Here is a 22,123-nt window from a genome sequence, read left to right on the forward strand (position 1 = left end):
CCATTAGAAATTGAGTGACAAACCGAGCGATACGGCTTTCAACATCGGGTAATTGTAACCGTCGCCGGCGCCGCCATTGCCCAGGTCACGGTCGGAGCCGAGAATGCTGGTTACGTCGGTGTCGCGGGTCCATTTGTACATCGGCGACCATGTCCAGAGGTTTTCGCCTGAAATGTACACCTGGAGAGAACGCGCGTGGATTTTCGAGGTAATGCGTTCCGGGATGGTGTAGCCTATCTGCAGGTTTCTCAAACGGATATAGCCCACATTCTGCAGGTAGCGGTCGTTGGCCACCTGCAATGCGCGGCCGGAGCCCTGCGCTACGTAACCCACCAGGCGCGGCAGGTAAGCATCGAAGTTGCCCAGCTCTTCGCGGTACATATTGTCCTGCTGCCAGCGCGGGTAAGCGTTGTATGGCCGGTTGTACTGTCCCCAGAAACGCGCTTCGGACGACGGGTACCAGTCCTGTTTGAGCACGCCCTGGAAGAATGCGCCCACGAAGAAGCCGTTCCAGTCGGTATTGAGGTTCACGCCATAGGTATAGCGCGGCTCGGAGTTACCGATGATCGTCTTGTCGCCCGAGTTGCCCACCCGGTTCAGGCCCTGGTAAATGACATTGTCGCCGTCCAGGTTCTGGAACTTGATGTCGCCGGGGTAGTTTTTCCGGGTGTTCGTATTCGGTACGTTGGCCTGCGAAGGAGATTCTGCGATCTCAGCCTCGGAACGGAACAACCCGGCCACTTTATAGCCCCAGATCTCACCCACGCGCTGGCCTTCGTAGTAGTCGGTCAGGTTTTTGTCGGGGTTGTTGTATTTGGTGATCGTGGCGCGCGAATCCGCCAGGGTGAAGCGCAGGTTATAATGGAACGGCTTCGATGCCATATTGAACTGGTCGTCCCAGTTGATCGAAAGCTCCCAGCCATTGGTTTTCAGATCGGCGTAGTTGCCGAATGGTACCGACGTTCCGTAAATGGCCGGAACGGTTGGCCCCACGGTGAACATGTCGGTCGTTTTACGCTGGTAAATATCGCCAGAGAATTGGAGGCGGCTGTTGAGCGCATAAAAGTCCAGACCCAGGTTGGCCGTCGTAGCCGTTTCCCAGGTCAGCCCGTTGGGCACTACGGCAGGCATGCTCGTCGCTTGCGGACGGATACCGTTGATCACGCGTCCCAGTTGCGAAATGCCGAACTTCTCGTTGAAGGTATAAGGAGGAATGTTACCATTACCCAAAGAGCCGTAAGAACCGCGGATTTTGACGTTGGAAAGGATTTTAGGGTCAACTTTCCAGAATGGCTCCTCGGAAACGCGCCATCCGGCCGATACCGATGGGAAGAATGCCCATTGCTGGTCGGTCGGGAATTTGGAAGAACCGTCGTAGCGACCATTCACTTCGAGCAGGTAGCGCTCGCGGAAGTTGTAGTTCAAACGGAAGAACCCGCCGGCGATCGCCCATTTCTGGTACCCGCCGCGTGTGGTCACGCTTTGCCCCAATGCGAGGTTAATGTCGTCGGCGTCGCTGTACACGATACCGTTACGGGAAGCGGCGAGGTTGGTAGTCAGCGATCTTTCGTAGTTGAAACCACCCAGCAATGTGAAGTTATGCACGTTGTTGAAGGACTTCACATAATCCGCATAAAAGTTGGTAGCCAGGTAGTTGATGGTATTCCGGCCTTCCGAAATGTCGTTGGTGTTGGTACCCGTGTAACCGATCACGCCTTTGGTACGGCTGTATGGCACCTGCACGCGGATCTGGCTCGTAGCGAGGTCGGTGCTCTGGAAGGTCATGTTCGCTTTGATGGTCAATGCCTTTTCGAAGAATTGTGCCTTCAATGCGGTCTGGTTTTTCAGGAACCGACGGGTCTGGTCCTGGGCATTGCGGCCGTAGTAGTAATCGCCCACGGTGTAAGCCGCCGAGAATGACAATGTGCCGTCCGGGTTGAGCAATGGCGCCAGCGGGTGGCCTTCATCGGCGATGTTACGGTAGATGCCGCTTCCTTCACCGACGTTCAGCGGCTGGTGGTATTTCATCGACGAGAACTCCGTGTTGTTGTCCACACGCAGCCACGGCGTCAGCTGGATACCGCCTTTCCCGCGGAAGTTGTACATGCTGTATTTGTCGGTATTGTAGCGGAACAGACCGTCCTGGTTGTTGAAACGGCCGCTCAGCAAATAGGTAGCCTTGTCGGTGCCGCCGGCGATAGACAGGGCGTGGTCCTGCGCGCTGAGGTTCTTTTTATAAAGCTCCTTATACCAGTCGGTGCTGTAATAGTACTGATATTCACCGGTAGTAGGGTTTACCTCTACTTTCGGCAAAGAAGGATCTTCATATCTGCGCTTGATCTCGGCCAGGTAAGCAGGAGAGAAGCTGATCGTCTTGTTGACGGCCGTAGGCGTGCTGCCGTTGTCGTTCCAGCGCGACCATGCGTCGCTGAAACCCTGCGCCCACGGGTAAGAATCCGTGATATTGTCGGGAATCTCCGTCGGCGCCTTGATCGAGTAGTTGGCTGAATATGAAATGCGCATTTTGCCTTCCGGCGCTGGCTTCGTCGTGATCAATACCACGCCGAAAACGGCTCGCGCACCGTAAATCGAAGCCGAAGCCGCGTCTTTCAATACTGAAATGCTTTCGATATCCTGCGGGTTGAGCATCCGCGGGTCGCCTTCCACACCGTCGATGAGGACAAGGGCGCTTCCCTGCTGCCCGATGGACGTAGTACCCCGTACGTTGAACGAGGGCGACTGCGTCGGCTTGCCGTCGAACATCCGGATGTTCAGGTTAGGCACCGTACCTACGAGCCCTTGTGCGAGGTTGGGAACGGGCCTGTTTTGCAGAACCTCTTGTCCTACCTGGTCCACCGCGCCGGTGAGGTTCACTTTTTTCTGCGTGCCGTACCCGACCACGACCACTTCGTTCAGCGACTTGCTGTCGGCTTTCAAGGCGATGTCGATAGCGCTGCGTGTCCCCGTTTCCACTTCCTGGCTCAGGTAGCCCACGTAAGAAAAGACAAGAATGGCGCCGCCTTCGGGGATGTCGAGGGAATAGTTACCGCTTGCGTCGGTAACGGTACCGGTCTGGCTGCCTTTAATAACGACGTTGACGCCCGGAATACCGTCGGGTGTATCGCCGTCGGTCACGCGGCCTTTGACCTGCCGGTCGGCGCGGGTTATTTCCCGCTGGGTATGCCGGGCCGCGTGGCGGGCCACTCTGGCCATTGGCTTCGCTTCGGCCCAGCCGGTACCACCGATCATTGCAACCAGTGCCAAGCCGGCGAACGACTTGCTCAGGACGCCCGCGCGCAGCGGCGACCTTTGTTTACATCGAGTCATAATGGGTGTAGATGTTTTGGAATGGAGAATAAATTAAAATGGGTTTTCCGTTTTGAGGCGACAAAAATGGACAATGGAACTTACTTACGCTGGCCGCGCAGCGCTATTTAACAATATCATAATCTGCCGGGCCGGCCAAAAAGAGAGGAGGAGAATGTGTACCCATAAGTCAAGAAAGGCTTTACAAATACTCATATATTTGATTATTTGTTGAATAAATATTAAAAAATGTGGTTTTCCGAAATGCGCGAGGGTATGGAGGCCCGGTGTAATGCATCTTCTTCATGAATCATCCCTATTTTTACATTTATTAATCTTAAACCTGTCATGCTGAAACCAACTTCGCTGATCGCGCTCCTCCTGTTATTTCTGGCGCTGGCTAACCCGGTCGCCGCGCAAACCAACCGCCCCGACGTAGAGAAAAAACTAACCGAGCTGGGCATCACGCTGCCAAAGCTCAATCCGTCAAAAGGCAACCTGCTCCGCGCCGTTCGCGTGGGCAACCTGATTTACCTTTCCGGCCACGGCCCCGACAAGCCGGGCGGCGGTCAGATCCTCGGAAAAGTAGGTGACGACCTCACGGTAGAGCAGGGCAAGGAAGCTGCCAAATTGTGCGGGATCGCTCTGCTGGCCTCGCTGAAATACGAGATCGGCGATCTGAACAAAGTCAAAAGGGTTGTGAAAGTGCTCGGCCTCGTGAACTCCACGCCTACATTGACACAGCAACCGCAGGTGATCAACGGCTTCACGGATTTCATGGTGGAAGTGTTCGGCGAGAGCGGCAAGCATGCCCGTTCGGCCATCGGAGTGGCTTCGCTGCCATCGGGTATCGCGGTGGAGATTGAAATGATCGTGGAGGTAGCGCCCTAATACCATGACGGCCAACGAAGTCCTCACCGAGCTGGAATCGCTTGGAAACGAGAAGGTTCGAGCGCTCAATATCCGCAATGGGGCTGGTGAAAACCAGTTCGGTGTGAAACTGGGCGACCTTCGCACGATTGCCAACCGCATCAAGCTCAACCACGAGCTGGCGCTGGCATTGTGGGACACCGGCAACCTCGACGCGCAGCTGTTGTCGCTATTGATTATCAAGCCGAAGCTGCTCAGCGCGGCAGAAGTGGATACCATGGTGCGGCAGATTGGCACGACGCAGGTTGCCGACTGGCTTTCTTCCTATGTTATCAAGGAGCATCCTGCCAAAGAGGCACTTCGCCAGGCCTGGATGCAAACCGACCATCCGTGGGCTGCGCGCGCCGGATGGAGCCTCACCGCCGGGCGCGTCACGCGCGAGCCGGAGGGTATCGATATTCCAGGCCTGCTCGACCGCATCGAGGCGGAAATGCCCGAAGCCGCGCCGGAAATACAATGGACGATGAACACGACCCTCGCGCAGATAGGTATACGCTTCCCCGCGTTCCGTGCCCGCGCGCTCGCGATCGGTGAAAGGCTGGGCATCTACCGCGATTATCCCGTATCCAAGGGCTGCACGTCACCCTTCGCGCCGATCTGGATCAATGAAATAGTCCGCAGGGAAAATCAGGGTTGACGTTTGATCAGGAAAAAGCCCTTGTCGTAACCCGCTTTCACGTGGTCGATCTCCATTTCCTGCTCGCCTTGTACGAACGACTCGAATTCCAGCTTGATGTCGTAGTCCTGAAAATGTTCGAGAAACCGCTTTTCGTTGAAAAACCAGGCGGGGTACCAGGCTTCGTAAATGTCGGGCGGCACCACCTGTAACGTAAGCCGGTCGGGGCGGTCGGCGGCGATGAAGGCCGTCCGGTCGATGAGAATATAGCTAAAATCCTGCCTGACGATTTCTTCCAGGAATTCATGGGGTTTTTCGAGGTACTGCACCACGCTCGACAGCAACAGAATATCCGCCTTTTTGGCCGCCAGGCTTTCCCCGATCGTAAAATGAAATTTCAGGACATCGTCTTCGAAATGTTCTTTTCCGCAGCGAACGAAATTATCCTGCTCCACCACGCTCCAATGCATTCGAACGGCCGGGGGGATCAGGTCGCGTACCTGGTAATAAGTGCTGCCGAGTGATCCGCCAAAATCAATCACATTCAGCTGGTTGCCACATTCTGCCGCCGTGTACAGCAATGCGGAAATAATAGAGTAGGGGTAAATCTTCTTGTCGAACAACACCGAATCGCGCTCGTACACCGCTTCGCCTTTCTTCACTTTCAGGAGCGCTTCCTTTGTTTTGTCCAAAATAGGCCCGGCTTCGTAGCCGCCTGAAATGGCCGTCAGTGAATCCCAGCTTTTGTAGTCGCCAAACCATCCGTAAGGGTTTTTTTTCTTCGGTTTAAAAAAGGCCATATGTCTCTTTTAGAATGCGCCGCAAGTTAGGGCTTAAAGTGGTAACTCCGTTATAATACGATTTTAGCATGCCAACTTCGTGATAATGAACGAGATCGTATTTTATATAACTGATAGTCAATTATTTCTAGTAAACATTTGCAACCAACGGTATCAAAAAATAGTCCGGAATATATTATTTTAACAAACCGTTTGAGCAACATTTTTGCCGATATTGACCGATATTTGCAGCAGAAGTGCCCTCTTCGCCCCTAACATACTTTAATGCAGAATTTTTGCACGCTTTTCAATTCATGCTACCTCTCGCGGGGATTAGCCATGTACCATTCGTTGCTCCGGCAGGGAACGGATTTTCATTTATACATTTTTGCCTTCGATCACGATTGCGACGCCCTGCTTCGCCGTATGGACCTGTCGAACGCGACGATCATTTCCCTGCATGAATTCGAAACACCCGAACTGCTGGCTGTAAAAGGCGGCCGCACACCGGGCGAATACTGCTGGACCTGTACTTCCTTCACGATCTGGCATTGCATCCGCCACTTTTCGCTCGACCACTGCACTTACCTCGATGCCGACCTGCTGTTTTACGCCGACCCGAAGGTGCTGACCGACGAAATGGGCGACAAATCCGTCCTTATTACGGCGCACCGGTACAGTAAAGACTACGACCAGACCGAAAATAGTGGCATTTATTGCGTGCAGTTTGTGACATTCAAAAATACGCCGGAAGGGCTGGCCGTATTGAAATGGTGGATGGACGCCTGCCTGGCCTGGTGCTACGCGCGTTTCGAAGACGGCAAATTTGGCGACCAGAAGTACCTCGACGACTGGACCGAGCGCTTCCCGGGCGTACACGTGCTGGAACATGCGGGAGGCGGCGTGGCACCGTGGAATGCGAAGGAATATGCCGTCGAGCAGATAAACGGGCAGGTAATGGTGCACCATGGCGACGGAGTGAAAGCGCCGCTGGTTTTCTACCATTTCCACGATTTCCGGTACTGCATTAACGGGAGTTTCCGCCTCACCGCCGAACAATATCGCCTCCCGAAGGATACGATCCGCTTCATTTACAGTACCTATATCAAAGCGCTGGCCGCCGCGGAGACGCATATCCTGCAAACCGATCCATTGGCGGTATTTCACGAGCCGCCGATGGTGATGAAATGGATCACGGTGAGCCTCTCGCGGCGTATCCAGTTCGGTTTGAAGGGCCATTACAAGAATTACACCAAAAAGAACGCATTAACCTAATCTAAATCATAATCCAATTCACCCCCCTTGGCGCAGTTAATAAACCTGAAAACGATCACAGATACCCGCGGAAGCCTGACGGTGATCGAGCGTGTGATCCCTTTCGAGATCAAGCGTATTTTTTATGTGAATGGCCCTGAGCATTTCAGGCAGAGCGGCATTTCGCGCAACGGCATGCGGCAGGCGGTAATATGCCTGAAAGGAAGCTGCCACATAACCAGCCATACCGGCATCGAAGAGCAGCATTTCGTACTCGACACGGCCGATCAATGCCTGTTGCTCGCACCGGAGGATAGTCACCGGATGCGCAGCTTTTCCGACGAATCCATTCTCATGGTGCTGGCTTCCGAACCTTTCGAGGCGGAGGAACTGGCGCGCGAGCCGATGCAATACAAAGTGTCCCTCGCTTCCTGAGTACGTATGCCCCTGCCCAAGATCACGATCGTGACGCCGTCGTTCAACCAGGGTAAATACCTGGAAGAGACTTTGCTATCGGTACTTCGGCAGGGGTACCCTCATTTGGAATACATCATCATCGACGGCGGCAGTACCGACGGTTCGGTGGACATTATCCGGAAGTACGAAAATAAGCTTGCTTATTGGGTGAGCGAGCCCGATGAAGGGCTGTACCATGCCCTGCAAAAGGGTTTTGCGCGTTCGAGCGGGGACATCATGGCCTGGCTCAATGCCGACGATATGTACCATCCGGGATCGCTTTTTACGGTGGCTGAAATTTTCACCCGTTTTCCGCAGGTAAAATGGCTGATGGGCACCAATACGTTTTTTGACGAAAAAGGCCGGGCTTTTCTCTACGACGATCTGCCGTACGGGCAGCGCTGGTCGCGCAAGCGGCTGCTGCTCGGCGACGGCGCGTTCGTCCAGCAGGAATCGGTGTTCTGGCGCCGCGAGCTCTGGCAACGGTCCGGCGCACGCATTGACGAAAGCCATTCGCTGGCCGCGGATTTCGAGTTATGGCTTCGTTTTTCCAGGTATGAGCAGCTTTACACAACTTCGTTCATGCTCGGAGGATTTCGTTTCAGGACTGAAAATCAGAAGAGTTACAGTCAGCGGGATGCCTATTTAAGTCAAATGCGGGCATTGCTGGCAAAGGAAGAGCGGAATGCATTTCAGCTGTCACTTTGCCGCTTTATAGTCGCATTTTCCAACCTGCTCCCCAAACAAAAATGGCGGCACCGGCTGGCTGCGAAGGCCTTGGGTTTACCGCCGAAAATTGTGTTCGACCGGGCCAATGAAATGCTGCTTCGGGACGACTATTGAGGTTTGGAAAACCTTTCCTTACATCTTTTGAACAAAAACCGCAGGTAAATGCCCGCCCCGAAATGCCGGAGGATCAATCCGGCCTTTTCTTTCTCAAAAACCGCATCTTTTTGCAGCGACGAAATACCCGTATCGTTGAAAACGGCAATGTCGAAATCCCGGAACTCGAAGTGGTAATGCCGGTCGCTGTGGCTTTGCATATTGAAGACATGGTCGGCTGAAATGCGGTAGCGTGTGTCATACCGCCGCTCAGCGAAAATTCCCGAAGGATAAATGATAGCCTGGTGGTTGATACCCGTTTTGGCCTGCTTGTAGGGCGACATTTTTCCCAAATATTTCACTCCCGCCTTCAACACGCTTCCGTAGTAGATGGCATGCGAATCTTTCAGTTCAGCCGCGAGTGCGGAAAATGCCGGCGTCAGGACGTCGTCGGCGCCGATGAAGTAGACCCATTGGCCCCGGGTGTGGTCCAGGGCCTTGTTCATAGCTTCGTAAATGCCGCCGTCCTTTTCGCTTTTCCAGAAAGCGAGCCGGGTATTGTTGTGTTGTAAGATGGCCGTGGTGCCGTCGGTGCTGCCGCCGTCCATGATGATCACCTCGATGTGCGGGTAATGCTGGTTAAAAATACTGTCGAGACACCTTTGCAAAAACTTTTCTGCATTGTAAGTCACCAGGATGACGGAAATCAGTGGGTTCATGCAATCAAAGCGCAAATTCCTTCTCTGCCAGCGGCGCCGGCTCGATGATGTCGAGGTATTGCCGGATGCCGAGGTGGCAGTATACCGTCTTGTGCAGCAGTGCGTCGGACAGGTACAGGTCGTTTTCACGGCACCCGCCGCGGTCTACCTCTCGATGGAAAATATGGAAAACTGCCCCTCCGAACTTGATCGCCCGTTTCCTGACGCCCGAGTTGAGTAATCGCACGGCGATCTCGTTGTCCTCGCGGCCCCAGGCATGAAATACCTCGTTATAGCCGTTCACGCGCACGAGGTCGTCGCGCCAGAAAGCCATGTTACAGCCGCGCAATGCATAAATGTCGTTCGGTTTGTAGCGGTCGGCCATGTACCGGCTAAGCCACGGGATGCTGAACCGGTTGCAGAAATTGCCCAGCCCGGATTGGAATGGGTTAATGCGCGATTTTTGCAGGTAGAGCAACTTGTCCGAAAGCTCCCGGTTCATCAACACCCTGCTCCCGGCCACGAATGTGCCTCTCCGGCGCATGGAGAGGTGGTCGCGTACGAAATGCCGGTGCAATACCAGGTCGCCGTCGATCTGGATAATGTAGTCGCCCGAGCTCGTGGCAATGGCTTTGTTGCGGATTTTCGAGAGTTGAAAGCCGTCGTCTTCCTGCCACACGTGGATGAGCCTGATGGGAAACAACGGCCGGAGGTCGTCGATCACGTCGGCCGTGTGGCGGGTGGAGCCATCATCGGCGATAATGATCTCGTCGGGCAGTACCGACTGCTGCCTGACACTGAGCAGGCAAAGCCGCAGTGCTTCCGGCCAATTGTAAGTGGAAATGATCAGCGAGCTTTTAGAGAAGGTTTTCATATCCATTAGAGCATCTTTTAACTTTTGTTAGCAGGGTATTGTCAATGATTTCGCGGTGGCGAGGTTCATTCGCCCGCGGTAATTCTTCATGATGCAGATGGTATTGCACCGCGCTCAGCTTCACGATTTTTTTGATGATGTTGTTATTGATAAACCGGGCGGCCAGTTCCTCGTCCTCATGGCCCCAGCCGCTGAGGTCGTTGTTATAGCCGTTTACCCGGAGGAAATCTTCTTTCCAATAGGCCAGGTTGCTGCCCCGCACACTGCGGCTTTTCATCTCCTTTCGCTGGCCCAGCGAGCGCAGTACCGGCAGGCGCAGCGCATTGAGGCGGTTGTAAACGCCCCGTGAATAAAAATGCACGTCGGTGCCGGCCTTTTGAAGTAAATCCGTCGTCTTGTCCGGCGTCAGCCGCGCACGCGTACCCCGCACGAAAGCCCCGCGTTCGGCCACGGCGATATGGTCTGCGATGAACGACTCGTGCAGCAGCACATCGCCGTCCACCTGAACTATATACGTTCCCTTGCTTTGGCCGATGGCCTTGTTCAGTATCTGGCTTTTGCGAAAGCCGATGTCTTCGTGCCACACGTGCACGATGGGCACGGGCAATTGCGCCCGCATACGGGTGATCACATCATGCGTGCGCTCGTCCGAGCCGTCGTCCGCGATGATCACTTCCACAGGTAAAGTTTTTTGCTTTATAACACTTAAAAGGCTGCAATGCAGCGCTTCCGCCCAGTTATAGGTAGCAATAATGAGAGATGTTGCCGAAGCGGAATCCATCAATAATCCGGGTTATTTTCCTGAAACACTTGGTGCCTGGTATTCAACATGCGCCTGAACCCGACTACCTGATTTCTGCTTCCAAAAGGAAATAGCAATGCATTGACACACCGAAGCTGCCTATGGTTGTAACCGGTTAGTATCCCGTTCGGTCACAACGCTAACTGCTAATCCCGCGGAAGGAAAAGGAATCGAAGCCAGGAAAGGAAGATTATTTCAGAAACCGCCAGTTACTTATAGTGCTATACGTTGGGGATTTTGGGGGCCGGAAAAGGGATAACCGGCTAAGTGGTAAATTGTTGAAAGAGGACATGTTTTACGTTCGTTAGGGATTGAGTCTATTATTAACTGTGACGATATAAAGATCGAAAAAGTATAAGAAATACGGTATAGCGGTTTCTTATTTTTTTCTAATTTATTTTTAATTTTTTGACAATCCCCGAATAGATGAAAATGGCGCTAGTTATTGCGGCCCGACGGGGCAGGCCGCAGAGGTCGGCGAGCGTGGGTGCCGGACCATGAGACGCTGTCCTGGTGCGAGGCCGGGTGGCTTGCCACGGTACTATTCCATGAGCAAGGCCACTTTTTCCTCTTCCAGGTCGCGGCTCGGTGCGGGGCGTTCGAGCCATTTGGTACGGATAATGAGGGCCAGTACGGCAACGACGAGCACCGCATAGCCAGCGCCCAGCCAGGCCTGGGTTTCGATATGGATCGTTTTCACGACCAGGTAGCTGAATGCCGAGGTTGAGAGGATATAGCCGCCGCCCGTGAGGCCGCTCGCCAGCCCGCCGAACTGGGTGAAGCGCGTGAGGCAATAGGCCAGCATTCCATTGAAAATAAAGCCCGAAGCCGCATGCAGCAGGACCACGTAAGCCATGAGCGTGTAGAGGTTATGTACCTGCAAAGTGAGCAGGATCAAAAGACCGGATACCACCAGCTGCGCGACGGCGGCGGTAAATATCTTCTTATAAAATGGCTTGGAAATCAACGATTTGGATAGTAAGCTCCCGCTCAGCATCGCCAGGCCGGAGACCATCGACGCATTGCCGGTAACCGTCGCCGGGTAATGCATTACCTTCTCGATCAGGAACGGGCTCGACATGTTGTAAATCATCAGGACCGCGTAAGAAAGACCCAGGATGAGCAGTCCCGAGGTAAAATCGCGCGTGCTGATCATCGACCGGTAAGCCTCGCTGATCGTGCGGAGCCGGAACGGGACTTTTTTGACGATCGTTTCGCCGCTGAAAACAAGTTCGAGGACGAGGAATGCGACGCCGAACCAGCCCAGGAAGTAAAAATTGGACTGCCAGCCGAAGTTCGTTTGCAGGTACCCGCCCAGGAACGGCGCGATAATCGGTGCCGCCGACCAGATGACCGAAAACAGGCTGGTATAATGTTTCAGCTTGTCACCTGCAAAAAGGTCGAAGAAATAAGCCCGTTTGCTGATCACGATAACGGCCGACATGATGCCCTGTACGGCCCGCATCACGTATATGAGCGAGAGATTGTCCGTGTTGGCGATCGCGAAACTGGCGAGGCTGAAACCCGCCAAAGCGGCGATGTTGGGCCAGAAGCGGCCATAACTGTCGAGCAGGCCGCCGACGAGCAGCTGGCTGATCCCGTACGTGGCGAGGAAAATCGAGATACACAGCTGTACCTGCGCGGGCGTTGCGTGCAGCTGCGCGCTCATGGCCGGGAGCGAGGGGATGAACACGTCGAGCGCGAAGCCCGTAATGGGGATCAGGCTCAGAGCCAGCACCGTGCTGACCGGTTTATTGGATTCTTTGATGGTTTTCATGTGCTTGCATTTTTGGTGCTGCAAATGTAGCCCGGCAAGCACGGCCAAGGGTAATATGAATCAAAGCAATGCTTATACAAATCAAATGGCCTGCCGGAGCTGCTCCCGGAACAGCAGGGGGGTGGTTTGGGTGTTTTGTTTGAAATACTTGTTGAAGTGCGAAGGGTATTCGAAGCCGAGGGTGTAGGCGATTTGCGCGGCGTCCCAGTCGGTGTTGAGCAGAAGTGTTTTCGCCTCTTCCACAATGCGTTCGTGGATGATCTCGCGGGTGGTTTTGCCGGTCGATCGTTTCAAAACATTGTTCAGGTGGTTGACATGGACATTCAACTGGCTGGCGTAAGCGGCAGGGGTGAAGAGCCTTAGCGGGTTCTCCGGCGAGTCGACGGGGAATTGCTGGTTGAGCAGTTCGAGGAAGCGGGAGATCAGCCGGTCGCCGGAATGTTCCTGGTTCACAGGCCCTTGTATGCGAATGCCTTCGAGGATGATCATTTGCAGCAGCGTGCGGATCATGTCGGATTTGTATGTATATGTACTTGATAATAAGCCTTCCATCTCTCCGAAAAGGTATTTGAAACGCTCAATATTCGCCGCGTCCAGGCTGATCACCGCCTGGATGGACGGGTTGAACAGCGCGCTCCGGTAGCGGATCTCCTGCCGGATGCTGTTTAGCAGAAACGTGTCGTTAAAAAGGCAGTAATAACCCGATTGCGACTCCGAAATGCCCCGGTAGGCCGATGGGACCCTGGGATTGGAGAAGATAATCGCCGCATTTTCAACCGGCGTTTCCTTGTCCTCCGCGATATGCATGCCGTTGCCGATGATCAGGCAGATTTTATAGTAGTCGCGGCGGTTATAAGGCGTCAGCCGGTTCAGGCACGTACGCTGTTTGACGTTGAAATGGCTCACGTTCGTTTGCGAAGCCAGTTCCGCGGGCATCGGCTGGCCGGTACGTACATAGAACTGTTGAAGCGTTTCAGTATGCATATCCTTTGAAGTATTATATAAATCAAAGGCAAAGGTAATGGGATTTGTTGCTATTTTCAAATGCAGCTACCGGGCCAACGAAGCCTCGGACCAATGCCGTCCCTGCCGGCGGGTAAGCGGGTATCATTGTCGGCAACAATGCCCGCAGTCGCAGACATCGGCTTCCAGGCATACGCACCGCCCTGCTCGACGCGGGCAAAAACCTGTGCGCGGACTAGCGAATGGTTAATTCCGGCTTTCACTCGTCTTATACAAAAGATTTGGGTTATTGAATTATCGGGATCGTCATGTTGCGTCGGGTTATTGAAGTATTGGTAAAAATAAATGCATGGCTTATCGTGGCCGTCACGGCCATTTCGTGCGGCGGCGGGCAGGAAGGTTCCGCTAAAAAGGAGGCGGCGCGCATGGAGACCATCGCCGACCTCGGTGCCTTGCCGGTCACGGTAGCGCATCCGGCGGATAATCCGTCTATCCCGCAGAAAGTGGAATTAGGCCGGTTGCTATTTTTCGACCCCGTGCTTTCGGGTAACAAGGATGTGGCGTGCGCCACCTGCCATCAGCCGGAATTCAATTATGCGGAGTTTCTCGAAACCTCTATCGGCGTGAACGGCATCGGGCGGGGCCAGGGGCGCCGGTTTACCGATCCAAACGATATGCCATTTGTCAAACGCAATTCCCAGAGCGTACTCAACACCGCTTTTAACGGCTTGCGGAACGACGAACCATACGACCCGACAGCGGCGCCGATGTTTTGGGATATGCGCGCCAAAGGCCTCGAACAGCAGGCATTGGAGCCGATCCGCACCCTGGAAGAAATGCGGGGCAATGGTTTCCACGAAAACAATATCCTCGGCGAGGTCGTCGACAGGCTGACAAAAATCCCGGCCTACCGCCAGCTGTTTTCCAAAGCATTCCCCGGCGACGCGTCGCCCGTCAGCCAGCGTAACCTCTCGTACGCGCTCGCCGCGTACGAGCGCACGCTCGTGGCTACCAACACCCGCTTCGACCAGTACATGCGCGGCGACAGCAATGCCCTTTCGACGGGCGAGAAGGAGGGTATGAATGCATTTCTCGTGACCGGCTGCGCCAAATGCCACTCCGGGCCCATGTTTTCGGATTTCAAACTGCATACCCTCGGCGTGCCCGACACGGAAAACCGGCGGGAAAGCGACACGGGCGCGGACCGGAACTATGCATTCAGGACGCCCTCGCTACGGAACCTTCGTTACACGGCCCCGTACATGCACAGCGGCAAATTCACGACGCTGGACCAGGTATTGATGTTTTATGAAGATATCGCCGGCGGCAAATTGCCCAATCCGCAGGTCCACGCCAGACAAATGGACCCGCTCGCGACACATATGGACGTGAATTTCAAAGACATTTCAAGAATCGTCGAGTTTCTGAACACGCTCAACGACGATTCTTTCGACAAAGCCATCCCGGAAAGCGTGCCCAGCGGATTGCCGGTAATGGGCCGTTAGCAGCCGGGCAACATGACTACGGCGGCTTGATTTAGAGTACACATTATTTTACCTTGGCGGCCCTGTACAATGCTTTCCGGTTTTAAACTGTAATATCCCGTAAATCGTCAAAATATGACCCAAACCATTCGAATTTCGCTCTTCCTGCTCGCTTTGCTGGCCTGTGCGCCCGCCTCGTACGCACAACGTCCGCCCCTGCGCGTGCTCATCGTCGACGGCCAGAACAACCACGAACAATGGCCCAAGATCACGGCCATGATGAAGTATTACCTGGAAGACACCAAAAAATTTACCGTCGACGTACAGCGGACGCGCTACACCTGGCAGGGCGACAAGCTCGTGCAGGCATACCCCGTTAAAGGCGGCGCGCCCACGGAAGCATTGCCGAAGCCGAGAATGGACTCGGCATTTCACCCCAAATTCGCCAATTATGATCTCGTGATCTGCAATTTCGGGTGGAATGCGGCGCCGTGGTCGGCGGCTGCGCAAAAAGATTTTGAGAAATTTATGAAAAACGGCGGCGGTCTGGTGGTCATTCACGCGGCGAACAACTCTTTCCCGGAATGGCCGGCGTATAACCAGATGATCGGCCTCGGCGGTTGGGGCGATCGTACGGAAAAAGACGGCCCGTACGTATATTATGACCAAAACGGCAAGGAAATCCGCGATACGCAGCCCGGTAAGGCCGGTTCACACGGTGCGCAAATGGAGTTCAAAATCACCATCCGCGAACCCAATCACCCGATCACCAGGGGCATGCCCGCTACCTGGCTCCACAGCCGCGACGAACTGTACGACCGCCTCCGCGGCCCGGCCGAAAACATGCAAATCCTCGCCACCGCATTCTCGCCCAAAAGCAACAACGGCACCGACCGCAACGAGCCAATGCTGATCGCCCTGCGCTACGGCAAAGGCCGCATTTTCCACATGGCATTAGGCCACGCCGATTATTCTGTTGAATGCGTCGGGTTCATTACGAGCCTGCAACGCGGAAGCCAATGGGTAGCCACCGGTAAAGTGGATATACCTATTCCTGCCGATTTTCCAACGGAGGATAAGGTGAGCCAGCGGAAATTCTCCGAATAATCTTTGAATTTGCCCGTCAGCCGTTTCGGCCGCTGACGGCATTTTTAATTACAATGAAAATCAACGATCCCGCCACGCTGTGCGATGCCGCCGCAGGTACAGGTGAAGTCCTTGGTCGGGCATTCCATGGTTTTGGTTTGATACTGGCTGGTAGGGCCGCTGTTGTCAATGATCTGGCAGGAACAAGTAACCGTGACGGTTGGCTGGACGTGGTCGACGCATGACCAGGGGAGGCCGGTCATCAAAAGAAGGCAAATCGCTACTCCTGCTCTGCGGGTAAAAAATGCTTTCATGAAAATATAGCTTAGGGTGATGGAAGGCTCGCCGACTCATTCATGCTCAATGAGATAGGCCGACTTAAATATACGAAACATTATCACCGTTTAATGCTACTTTTTATTCAAACAATCTGGCAAAGTGATTTTCCAGGTGATTGCGCATGCCGTTGCGGAGCTGTTCCGGCGTGCCGTGCTCGATGATCTCCACCAGTCCCTGATGCGAAACGAAGTCCTTGGTGGCCGTATGCTTGCGCAGGAGACCGCTTTTGTGCACGTAGTCGAAAACGGGTAACAACATACGCTGGAATTTTTTCATTGTTTCGTTGCGGGTAATCTCGTACAGCTTGCCGTGAAAAGCAATCTCGTGTTCGATCTGAAAAATGACCTGCCCCGACGCTCCCGGCTCGCTCGCGACGAGTTCTTTCAATGCCGCAATGTCCTCCGGCGTAACCCGCGCCATGATGAAATCCGCCATCCCGATTTCCAGTGAAAGCCGCATTTCAAAAATTTCTTTCAGCGTATTCTCGTCGAGTATCTTCGGGTTCATGCTTTTTTCGAGGATCGAAACGAGGTCAGGACTGGTAATGACCGCCCCGCGGTGTTTTTTCGACTCGATCAACCCCATCAGCCGCAGCCTGAGCATCGCCTCCCGCACGACGGTCCGGCTCACGCCCAGCATCTGCGCCAGTTCCAGCTCCTTCGGAATGGCATCGCCTACCTTGAAATTCTTCTCCACAAAGAGCTCTATCAGGTTGCTCTCCACCTTGTCGACCAGCGAGCTGGTATCTATTCTGATATTTTGAAAAATGTCCTCCATACAGCTTTAATGACGCATTATGTATGACAAAATTGGCTGTTTTCGGTCAAATCACAAGCCATTTGCAAATTAAGTAACCGTGATGTCCAAAAATTTTTTCTGCAAGATGCTTGGAATCAACTTTCTAAAACCTCTACCTTTATTATGTCATACATAATACAAATATCCCTAATCTTAACCTTTTCATGAAATTGACAACTACCCATTTGAAAGTGCTGCTGAGCATTGCCTGCCTCGTGCTGGCGACGCTCGTGCAGGCGCAAACGGTGCGCGTACTTACCGGGAGAGTGCTTTCCGACGACGACAAGCAGCCGCTCCCGAACGTGACCGTGTTGCTGAAAGGAAAAAATGTAGCGACTGAAACGGGCATCGACGGTACCTATTCGATCCAGGCCGGCGGGGGCGACGTGGTACAGTTCCGGATGGTGGGCTATGTGATGCAGGAAATTCCGGTGGGCGTGTCGCAAACGCTCGACATCTCCCTGAAACCCGACGTTTCCGCATTGAACGAGGTCGTGGTAACCGGCTATGGTTCAGCCAGCCGGACCAAAATTACTTCGTCCATTGCCAAACTCGACTCCAAAGTGCTCGAAACCGGTATGCGCGCCAACCCGGCACAGGCGCTGGCAGGGACGATCGCGGGTGTGCGGGTGACCACGGCCACGGGACGCCCCGGCTCGGTACCGGCGATTATCCTTCGCGGCGGTACCAATTTCGACGGCAGCGGCAGCCCGCTCATCGTCGTGGACGGCCAGGTGCGCGGATCCCTCAGCGACATTAACCCCGACGATATCGAAAGTATGGAAGTGCTGAAAGATGCTTCTGCCACAGCCATTTATGGTGCACGGGCGAGCAATGGCGTCGTGCTCATCACCTCCAAAAGAGGCAAGGACGGCACCTCGTCGATCACTTTCAAAGCGAAGACGGGTTTCAACTTCCTCAACATTCCCTACAATTACCTCCATGCAGAGGATTACATTAAATGGACGCGCCTGGGCGTAGTGGAGGCGATTAAAAACGGCACCGGCACCTCGGCCATGCTCTCGGGCGTGGGCCCGCGCGGGACGGGTAACCTCTATAAGGATGCCAACGGTGTGGTCCTCGACGGCAATTACGATTCCCGCGCCATTTGGAGCACCATGCGCCTCACCGACGCCAACCGCGAGCTGCTCAATGCGAACGACGGCTGGAAAACGATGAAAGATCCTGTCAAAACCAACGCGGCGGGCGGCTACGACCCCGTGAATGGGACCTATGCGGACCTGATTTACAAAGATTTCAACTATGGCGATTATGCATTCAAATCGCCCGCCGTCTCGCAGGAATACAACATCGGGATGAATGGCGGCAATGCAAAAGGAGGCTATTATGCCAATCTCGGGTACTATAATGAAGACGGCCTGTCGCTCGGGACGTTCTACCGCAGGCTTACATTCACGCTGAACGGGGATTACAAGATCAAAAGCTGGCTGAAATCCGAAAGCAGCCTGAATTTCGCCCGGGCCAACTGGCGCGACCAGTCGCTGCAGAACGGCGAGGCAAACTACTGGGGCCGGATGCTGTCCGCGCCGCCCACCATGCGCGGCACCGGTGCGAATGGCGAGCTGATCCTCGGCCGCGACGCCAGCGACGGTAACCCGATCCTCAATTTCGATAAATACCAAAGAAAGAATCAGTCCGACAAGTTTACGTTCGGGCAATCGTTCCGCGCGGACATTACCGACGACCTGTCGTTGAAAGTAGGCGGCATATTAATGTACGATGAGGCCGTGGCGGAATCGTTTAACCGCGATTTCCGCATCGGGATCATGAGTACCACCAACCCAAACACTGGATGGAACCGCGACCGCGCATCCTCGGCAGGTTTTGACCGTACGATTCGCCAGACCTATAATGCCGTATTGAACTACAAAAAAGCATTTCTCGGTAAAAGCTTCATCGACGCTATGGCCGGTTTTGAATATTACCAGGAAGCGGCCAACGGTTTCAGCGCAGCCGGCAAGCTGGCACCTACCGACGATTTCCAGGACCTGGGGCTCACCATCAATGATGCCAACACCCGCTCTATCGACTCCTATCACACCAAAGAGCGTATTATCTCCGCATTCGGCCGGGTGAATTACGATTACGACGGCAAATACCTCGCCTCGTTCACCGTACGCCGCGACGGCTACTCGCGCCTGATCGGCGACAACCAGTTTGGTACTTTTCCGGCATTTTCGGCGGGATGGCTCGTGCATAAGGAGGATTTTATGGCCGATACGCAGCATTGGCTGTCGTTCCTGAAAGTGCGGGCGAGCTATGGCAAAAACGGCAATATCGGCATCGGTACCAACAATGGCATCGGCATTTACGAATTGCAGGGCTCGTACAGCTCGCAAACGGCGTACAATGGCGCCATTGGCTTCCTCCAAACGGGCGTCGCCAATCCGAATTTGAAATGGGAGAAAAGCAATACCGTGGAAGGCGGCGTGGAAACGGGCTTTTTCAATAACCGCATTACCACCAATGTGGCCGTATACAACCGCGTTACCACCGATAAAATCGCCAGCGTGATCCTCCCAACATCCTCCGGCATTGCCAGCATCCGCACCAACAACGGCAGCATGCGTAACCGCGGCGTGGAGCTGGAAGGAGTTTTCAAACTGGTGCAAAAGAATGATTTCGCCGTGCAGATCGGCGCTAATGCGGCTTGGAACAAGAACCTCGTGCTCAAATTGCCCTACAACGGCAACGAAAACAACCGCCAGGGCGGCCAGCGCGTGTACGACCCGAAAACCGGCAAAGTAATCTGGGCGGGCGGCTTGCAGGAAGGGCAGGAGTACGGCGAGGTGTTCGGCTACGTGAGCGAGGGCATTATCCGCACGGGCGAAGACCTGGCGAAATACAATAAGGTCGACATTGCGGCCGGAGAAGTGCAATATGGCGCTTCGGCAGGCAAGCGGGTGGCCAGTGAGGCGCTGATTTCATCCAAAAATCTCAGCCGCACGACCTACATCGCCACCCAGCTGGGCGATATGATGTGGAAGGACCTCGATAACAACGATACCATCGACACCCGCGACATGGTTTCCCTCGGCCGCACGCTTCCACGCTGGACGGGCGGCGTGAATGCGACCATCCGCTGGAAAAACCTATCGCTCTTCGCACGGATGGATTTCGCGTTGGGACATAAGCAAATGGATTTTCAGCAAATGTGGTCGCTGGGCAGCTTCCAGGGCGAATTTAACGCAACCGACCTCGTGAAGGACACCTGGACACCCGATAACCCGAACGCCAAATACCCGCGCTACACCTGGGCCGACCAGCTCAATGCCAAAAACTACGACCGGCCGAGCAGTATGTTCTGGGTCAATTCGTCGTACCTCGCATTCCGCGAAGTGTCGCTAAGCTATTCGTTGCCATCCGCTCTCCTGCAAAAGGCGAAAATTGCCGGGCTGACGGTGACCGCTACGGGCCAGAACCTGGGCTACCTGACCAACAGAATGCTGAGCCTGCCCGAACGCACCGGCAGCCAGAACAGCGCCTACACGATTCCTACATCCTTAATCCTCGGTGTCAATGTTACTTTCTGAAATGATGAAAAAGATTCGTTTTTACCTCTGCTGGGCCGTTTTGCTCCTGCTCGTGCCTTCCTGCAAGGACACGCTCGACCTGGCCCCGGAAGACTATTTCGGCAACAACAACTACTGGCAGAACGAAGCCCAGGTGAGCAATTTCATGGTGGGCCTGCACAAGCAGTTCCGTGACAACCAGTTCCAGTTCCTGCGCCTGGGCGAAATGCGTGGCGGCATTTACAGCAATGTCGACCGCCAGGCGACGTCGCTGAACGAGCTGCCGCTGATCGAGCAGCGCTTGGAAGAAACCTCGTCCGGAGTAAGCAGTTGGGCCGGTTTTTACGGGCCCATTTTGCAGATCAATCTGTTTATCCAGAAGGTGGAAGCGATCGGTTTCCTCGCCGAAACGCGTAAAAATTATCTGCTCGGCCAGGCTTACGCGCTGCGGGCCTATTACTATTTTCACTTGCTGCGGACTTACGGCGGCGTGCCCCTCGTGCTGGAAGCCGATGTGCTGAATGGAACGACCGACGCTGTGCTGCTCCGAAAGGCCCGTTCGGGTGAGCAGGAGGTACTCGCGGCCGTTAAAGCGGATGTGAGCAGGTCGCTTTCGCTGTTCGGGGCGCAGGCGTCGGCGACGGACAAGAGCCTATGGTCGCCGAATGCTTCCAGGATGCTGAAAGGGGAGGTGTTCCTCTGGTCGGCGAAGGTATACGGCAATACAGCCGACCTCGCCGAGGCGAAAACGGCTTTGAATGCAGTAACAGGCACGAGCCTGCTGCCGGTATTCTCTACTGTTTTTGCTTACAATCAAAAGAACAACAACGAGGTGATTTTCGCGGTGCGCTACCGCGTGGGCGAGGCCGAGATGACGGGCGTGGCTGCCTACACCTATTCCACGTTCAATTTGAATGGCTTGCATTACAAGGACTCGACGGCAAGCGCGGGCATCGGCAATTTCCTCGTGGACCCGCTGCTGCTCGCCGCCACCAACTCGCAGCAGGTGATCCAGCGTTACGGATACACCTTTGAGTTATTCCAATCCTACGACCTTGCAGATACGCGCCGGAATGCCACTTTTTATGACTACTACAAAGTCAACACCGACGTGAAGCCCTACGTGGCCACCATTAAAAACACGGCTTTGGTCAAATTCCTCGGGACAATCGACGCGAACAAGCGCTATTTCTCCGACGACTGGCCCGTGTACCGCGAGGCCGACCGCCTGCTGATGCTAGCCGAAATCACCAATGCCGAAGGCGGTGATCCTGCCACCTACATCCAGGCCGTGCGCGACCGTGCATTTGCGGGCAAAGATCCGAAACCGTTCGTCAATAAGGGCAAGGACGCCAACGAACTGGCCATTTTCGAGGAGCGGACGAAAGAGTTTGTTCACGAAGGCCGCCGCTGGTACGATCTGCGCCGGATGAAGTATGGTACCGAACCGCTTGTCTTTAAGAGTGTAAACCATCCCTACGGCGTGCTCGACAAGACTACCCAGGGGTACCGCATCCTGTGGCCCATCGAAGCGGCCATCTGGACCAACGATCCGCTCGTGACGCAAACACCGGGTTACAGCACCGCAAGGCCTAACTAGCTATAT

Annotated in this window: 18 protein-coding genes; 10 read left to right on the plus strand and 8 right to left on the minus strand. The window is 54.5% G+C overall.

Annotation, left to right across the window (positions count from 1 at the left end):
• Nucleotides 1–3 precede the first annotated feature (3 nt).
• Nucleotides 4–3,327, minus strand: a complete 3,324-nt coding sequence (locus tag H144_RS0114760) for a SusC/RagA family TonB-linked outer membrane protein (RefSeq protein ID WP_019942851.1) — start codon at nt 3,325–3,327, stop codon at nt 4–6.
• A 327-nt stretch (nt 3,328–3,654) separates the two neighbouring features.
• Between H144_RS0114760 and H144_RS0114765 the strand changes: the two genes are divergently transcribed.
• Together H144_RS0114765 and H144_RS0114770 are read left to right on the plus strand one after the other, a co-directional pair.
• Complete coding sequence (locus H144_RS0114765; protein ID WP_019942852.1) at nt 3,655–4,197, plus strand: RidA family protein; 543 nt, start codon at nt 3,655–3,657, stop codon at nt 4,195–4,197.
• A gap of 4 nt (nt 4,198–4,201) precedes the next feature.
• Nucleotides 4,202–4,873 (plus strand): DNA alkylation repair protein, encoded by a 672-nt coding sequence (locus H144_RS0114770; protein WP_019942853.1) that lies wholly within the window; start codon nt 4,202–4,204, stop codon nt 4,871–4,873.
• On the opposite strand, the gene H144_RS0114775 is transcribed toward H144_RS0114770, so the two are convergent.
• Complete coding sequence (locus H144_RS0114775) at nt 4,864–5,652, minus strand: methyltransferase, TIGR04325 family (protein WP_019942854.1); 789 nt, start codon at nt 5,650–5,652, stop codon at nt 4,864–4,866. The genes H144_RS0114770 and H144_RS0114775 overlap by 10 nt on opposite strands.
• 264 nt (nt 5,653–5,916) lie before the next feature.
• Between H144_RS0114775 and H144_RS31935 the strand changes: the two genes are divergently transcribed.
• The 3 genes from H144_RS31935 to H144_RS0114790 are packed head-to-tail and all read left to right on the plus strand — an operon-like array spanning nt 5,917 to nt 8,184.
• On the plus strand, nt 5,917–6,906 hold the full coding sequence (locus H144_RS31935; protein WP_033402701.1) for a hypothetical protein: 990 nt from the start codon (nt 5,917–5,919) through the stop codon (nt 6,904–6,906).
• A gap of 27 nt (nt 6,907–6,933) precedes the next feature.
• A complete protein-coding gene (locus tag H144_RS0114785) occupies nt 6,934–7,320 on the plus strand; it encodes a sugar 3,4-ketoisomerase (RefSeq protein ID WP_019942856.1) in 387 nt (128 codons plus the stop codon).
• Between the two features lie 6 nt (nt 7,321–7,326).
• Nucleotides 7,327–8,184, plus strand: a complete 858-nt coding sequence (locus tag H144_RS0114790) for a glycosyltransferase family 2 protein (protein WP_019942857.1) — start codon at nt 7,327–7,329, stop codon at nt 8,182–8,184.
• Here the strand turns inward: H144_RS0114790 and H144_RS0114795 are convergent.
• The 5 genes from H144_RS0114795 to H144_RS0114815 form a co-directional block, all read right to left on the minus strand.
• Nucleotides 8,178–8,882 carry a glycosyltransferase gene (locus H144_RS0114795; RefSeq protein ID WP_019942858.1) on the minus strand — a complete coding sequence of 235 codons (705 nt, stop codon included), beginning with the start codon at nt 8,880–8,882 and terminating at the stop codon, nt 8,178–8,180. The genes H144_RS0114790 and H144_RS0114795 overlap by 7 nt on opposite strands.
• Nucleotides 8,883–8,886: 4 nt before the next feature.
• The gene (locus H144_RS0114800) at nt 8,887–9,735 is read right to left on the minus strand and encodes a glycosyltransferase family 2 protein (protein WP_019942859.1); all 849 of its coding nucleotides are present in this window, start codon (nt 9,733–9,735) and stop codon (nt 8,887–8,889) included.
• Nucleotides 9,719–10,516 (minus strand): glycosyltransferase family 2 protein, encoded by a 798-nt coding sequence (locus H144_RS0114805; RefSeq protein ID WP_026350705.1) that lies wholly within the window; start codon nt 10,514–10,516, stop codon nt 9,719–9,721. The genes H144_RS0114800 and H144_RS0114805 overlap by 17 nt, the downstream gene beginning before the upstream one ends.
• A gap of 562 nt (nt 10,517–11,078) precedes the next feature.
• On the minus strand, nt 11,079–12,314 hold the full coding sequence (locus H144_RS0114810) for an MFS transporter (RefSeq protein ID WP_033402839.1): 1,236 nt from the start codon (nt 12,312–12,314) through the stop codon (nt 11,079–11,081).
• An 81-nt stretch (nt 12,315–12,395) separates the two neighbouring features.
• Nucleotides 12,396–13,298 carry a helix-turn-helix domain-containing protein gene (locus H144_RS0114815; RefSeq protein ID WP_019942862.1) on the minus strand — a complete coding sequence of 301 codons (903 nt, stop codon included), beginning with the start codon at nt 13,296–13,298 and terminating at the stop codon, nt 12,396–12,398.
• Between the two features lie 287 nt (nt 13,299–13,585).
• Between H144_RS0114815 and H144_RS0114820 the strand changes: the two genes are divergently transcribed.
• The 3 genes from H144_RS0114820 (at nt 13,586) to H144_RS34305 (ending at nt 16,092) form a co-directional block, all read left to right on the plus strand.
• Entirely contained in the window at nt 13,586–14,782 is a 1,197-nt protein-coding gene (locus H144_RS0114820; RefSeq protein ID WP_019942863.1) for a cytochrome-c peroxidase, read from the plus strand.
• 114 nt (nt 14,783–14,896) lie between these two features.
• On the plus strand, nt 14,897–15,868 hold the full coding sequence (locus tag H144_RS0114825) for a ThuA domain-containing protein (RefSeq protein ID WP_019942864.1): 972 nt from the start codon (nt 14,897–14,899) through the stop codon (nt 15,866–15,868).
• A gap of 53 nt (nt 15,869–15,921) precedes the next feature.
• The gene (locus tag H144_RS34305) at nt 15,922–16,092 is read left to right on the plus strand and encodes a hypothetical protein (RefSeq protein ID WP_019942865.1); all 171 of its coding nucleotides are present in this window, start codon (nt 15,922–15,924) and stop codon (nt 16,090–16,092) included.
• A 172-nt stretch (nt 16,093–16,264) separates the two neighbouring features.
• Here H144_RS34305 and H144_RS0114835 read toward each other — a convergent pair whose 3' ends face one another.
• On the minus strand, nt 16,265–16,963 hold the full coding sequence (locus tag H144_RS0114835) for a FadR/GntR family transcriptional regulator (RefSeq protein WP_019942866.1): 699 nt from the start codon (nt 16,961–16,963) through the stop codon (nt 16,265–16,267).
• A 185-nt stretch (nt 16,964–17,148) separates the two neighbouring features.
• On the opposite strand from H144_RS0114835, the gene H144_RS0114840 reads away from it, so the two are divergent.
• Together H144_RS0114840 and H144_RS0114845 are read left to right on the plus strand one after the other, a co-directional pair.
• On the plus strand, nt 17,149–20,538 hold the full coding sequence (locus tag H144_RS0114840) for a SusC/RagA family TonB-linked outer membrane protein (RefSeq protein ID WP_019942867.1): 3,390 nt from the start codon (nt 17,149–17,151) through the stop codon (nt 20,536–20,538).
• Nucleotides 20,525–22,117, plus strand: coding sequence for a RagB/SusD family nutrient uptake outer membrane protein (locus H144_RS0114845; RefSeq protein WP_229207910.1), 1,593 nt, complete (start codon nt 20,525–20,527; stop codon nt 22,115–22,117). Before H144_RS0114840 ends, H144_RS0114845 begins: the two co-directional genes overlap by 14 nt.
• Nucleotides 22,118–22,123: the final 6 nt, after the last annotated feature.

Source organism: Dyadobacter beijingensis DSM 21582 (assembly GCF_000382205.1).
GTDB lineage: Bacteria > Bacteroidota > Bacteroidia > Cytophagales > Spirosomataceae > Dyadobacter > Dyadobacter beijingensis.

Bases quoted from the DNA above. Each gene is read 5' to 3' on its own strand.
- H144_RS0114760 (WP_019942851.1), bottom strand. From the start codon at position 3,327: ATGACTCGATGTAAACAAAGGTCGCCGCTGCGCGCGGGCGTCCTGAGC.
- H144_RS0114765 (WP_019942852.1), top strand. From the start codon at position 3,655: ATGCTGAAACCAACTTCGCTGATCGCGCTCCTCCTGTTATTTCTGGCG.
- H144_RS0114770 (WP_019942853.1), top strand. From the start codon at position 4,202: ATGACGGCCAACGAAGTCCTCACCGAGCTGGAATCGCTTGGAAACGAG.
- H144_RS0114775 (WP_019942854.1), bottom strand. From the start codon at position 5,652: ATGGCCTTTTTTAAACCGAAGAAAAAAAACCCTTACGGATGGTTTGGC.
- H144_RS31935 (WP_033402701.1), top strand. From the start codon at position 5,917: ATGCAGAATTTTTGCACGCTTTTCAATTCATGCTACCTCTCGCGGGGA.
- H144_RS0114790 (WP_019942857.1), top strand. From the start codon at position 7,327: ATGCCCCTGCCCAAGATCACGATCGTGACGCCGTCGTTCAACCAGGGT.
- H144_RS0114795 (WP_019942858.1), bottom strand. From the start codon at position 8,882: ATGAACCCACTGATTTCCGTCATCCTGGTGACTTACAATGCAGAAAAG.
- H144_RS0114800 (WP_019942859.1), bottom strand. From the start codon at position 9,735: ATGAAAACCTTCTCTAAAAGCTCGCTGATCATTTCCACTTACAATTGG.
- H144_RS0114805 (WP_026350705.1), bottom strand. From the start codon at position 10,516: ATGGATTCCGCTTCGGCAACATCTCTCATTATTGCTACCTATAACTGG.
- H144_RS0114810 (WP_033402839.1), bottom strand. From the start codon at position 12,314: ATGAAAACCATCAAAGAATCCAATAAACCGGTCAGCACGGTGCTGGCT.
- H144_RS0114815 (WP_019942862.1), bottom strand. From the start codon at position 13,298: ATGCATACTGAAACGCTTCAACAGTTCTATGTACGTACCGGCCAGCCG.
- H144_RS0114820 (WP_019942863.1), top strand. From the start codon at position 13,586: ATGTTGCGTCGGGTTATTGAAGTATTGGTAAAAATAAATGCATGGCTT.
- H144_RS0114825 (WP_019942864.1), top strand. From the start codon at position 14,897: ATGACCCAAACCATTCGAATTTCGCTCTTCCTGCTCGCTTTGCTGGCC.
- H144_RS34305 (WP_019942865.1), top strand. From the start codon at position 15,922: ATGAAAATCAACGATCCCGCCACGCTGTGCGATGCCGCCGCAGGTACA.
- H144_RS0114835 (WP_019942866.1), bottom strand. From the start codon at position 16,963: ATGGAGGACATTTTTCAAAATATCAGAATAGATACCAGCTCGCTGGTC.
- H144_RS0114840 (WP_019942867.1), top strand. From the start codon at position 17,149: ATGAAATTGACAACTACCCATTTGAAAGTGCTGCTGAGCATTGCCTGC.
- H144_RS0114845 (WP_229207910.1), top strand. From the start codon at position 20,525: ATGTTACTTTCTGAAATGATGAAAAAGATTCGTTTTTACCTCTGCTGG.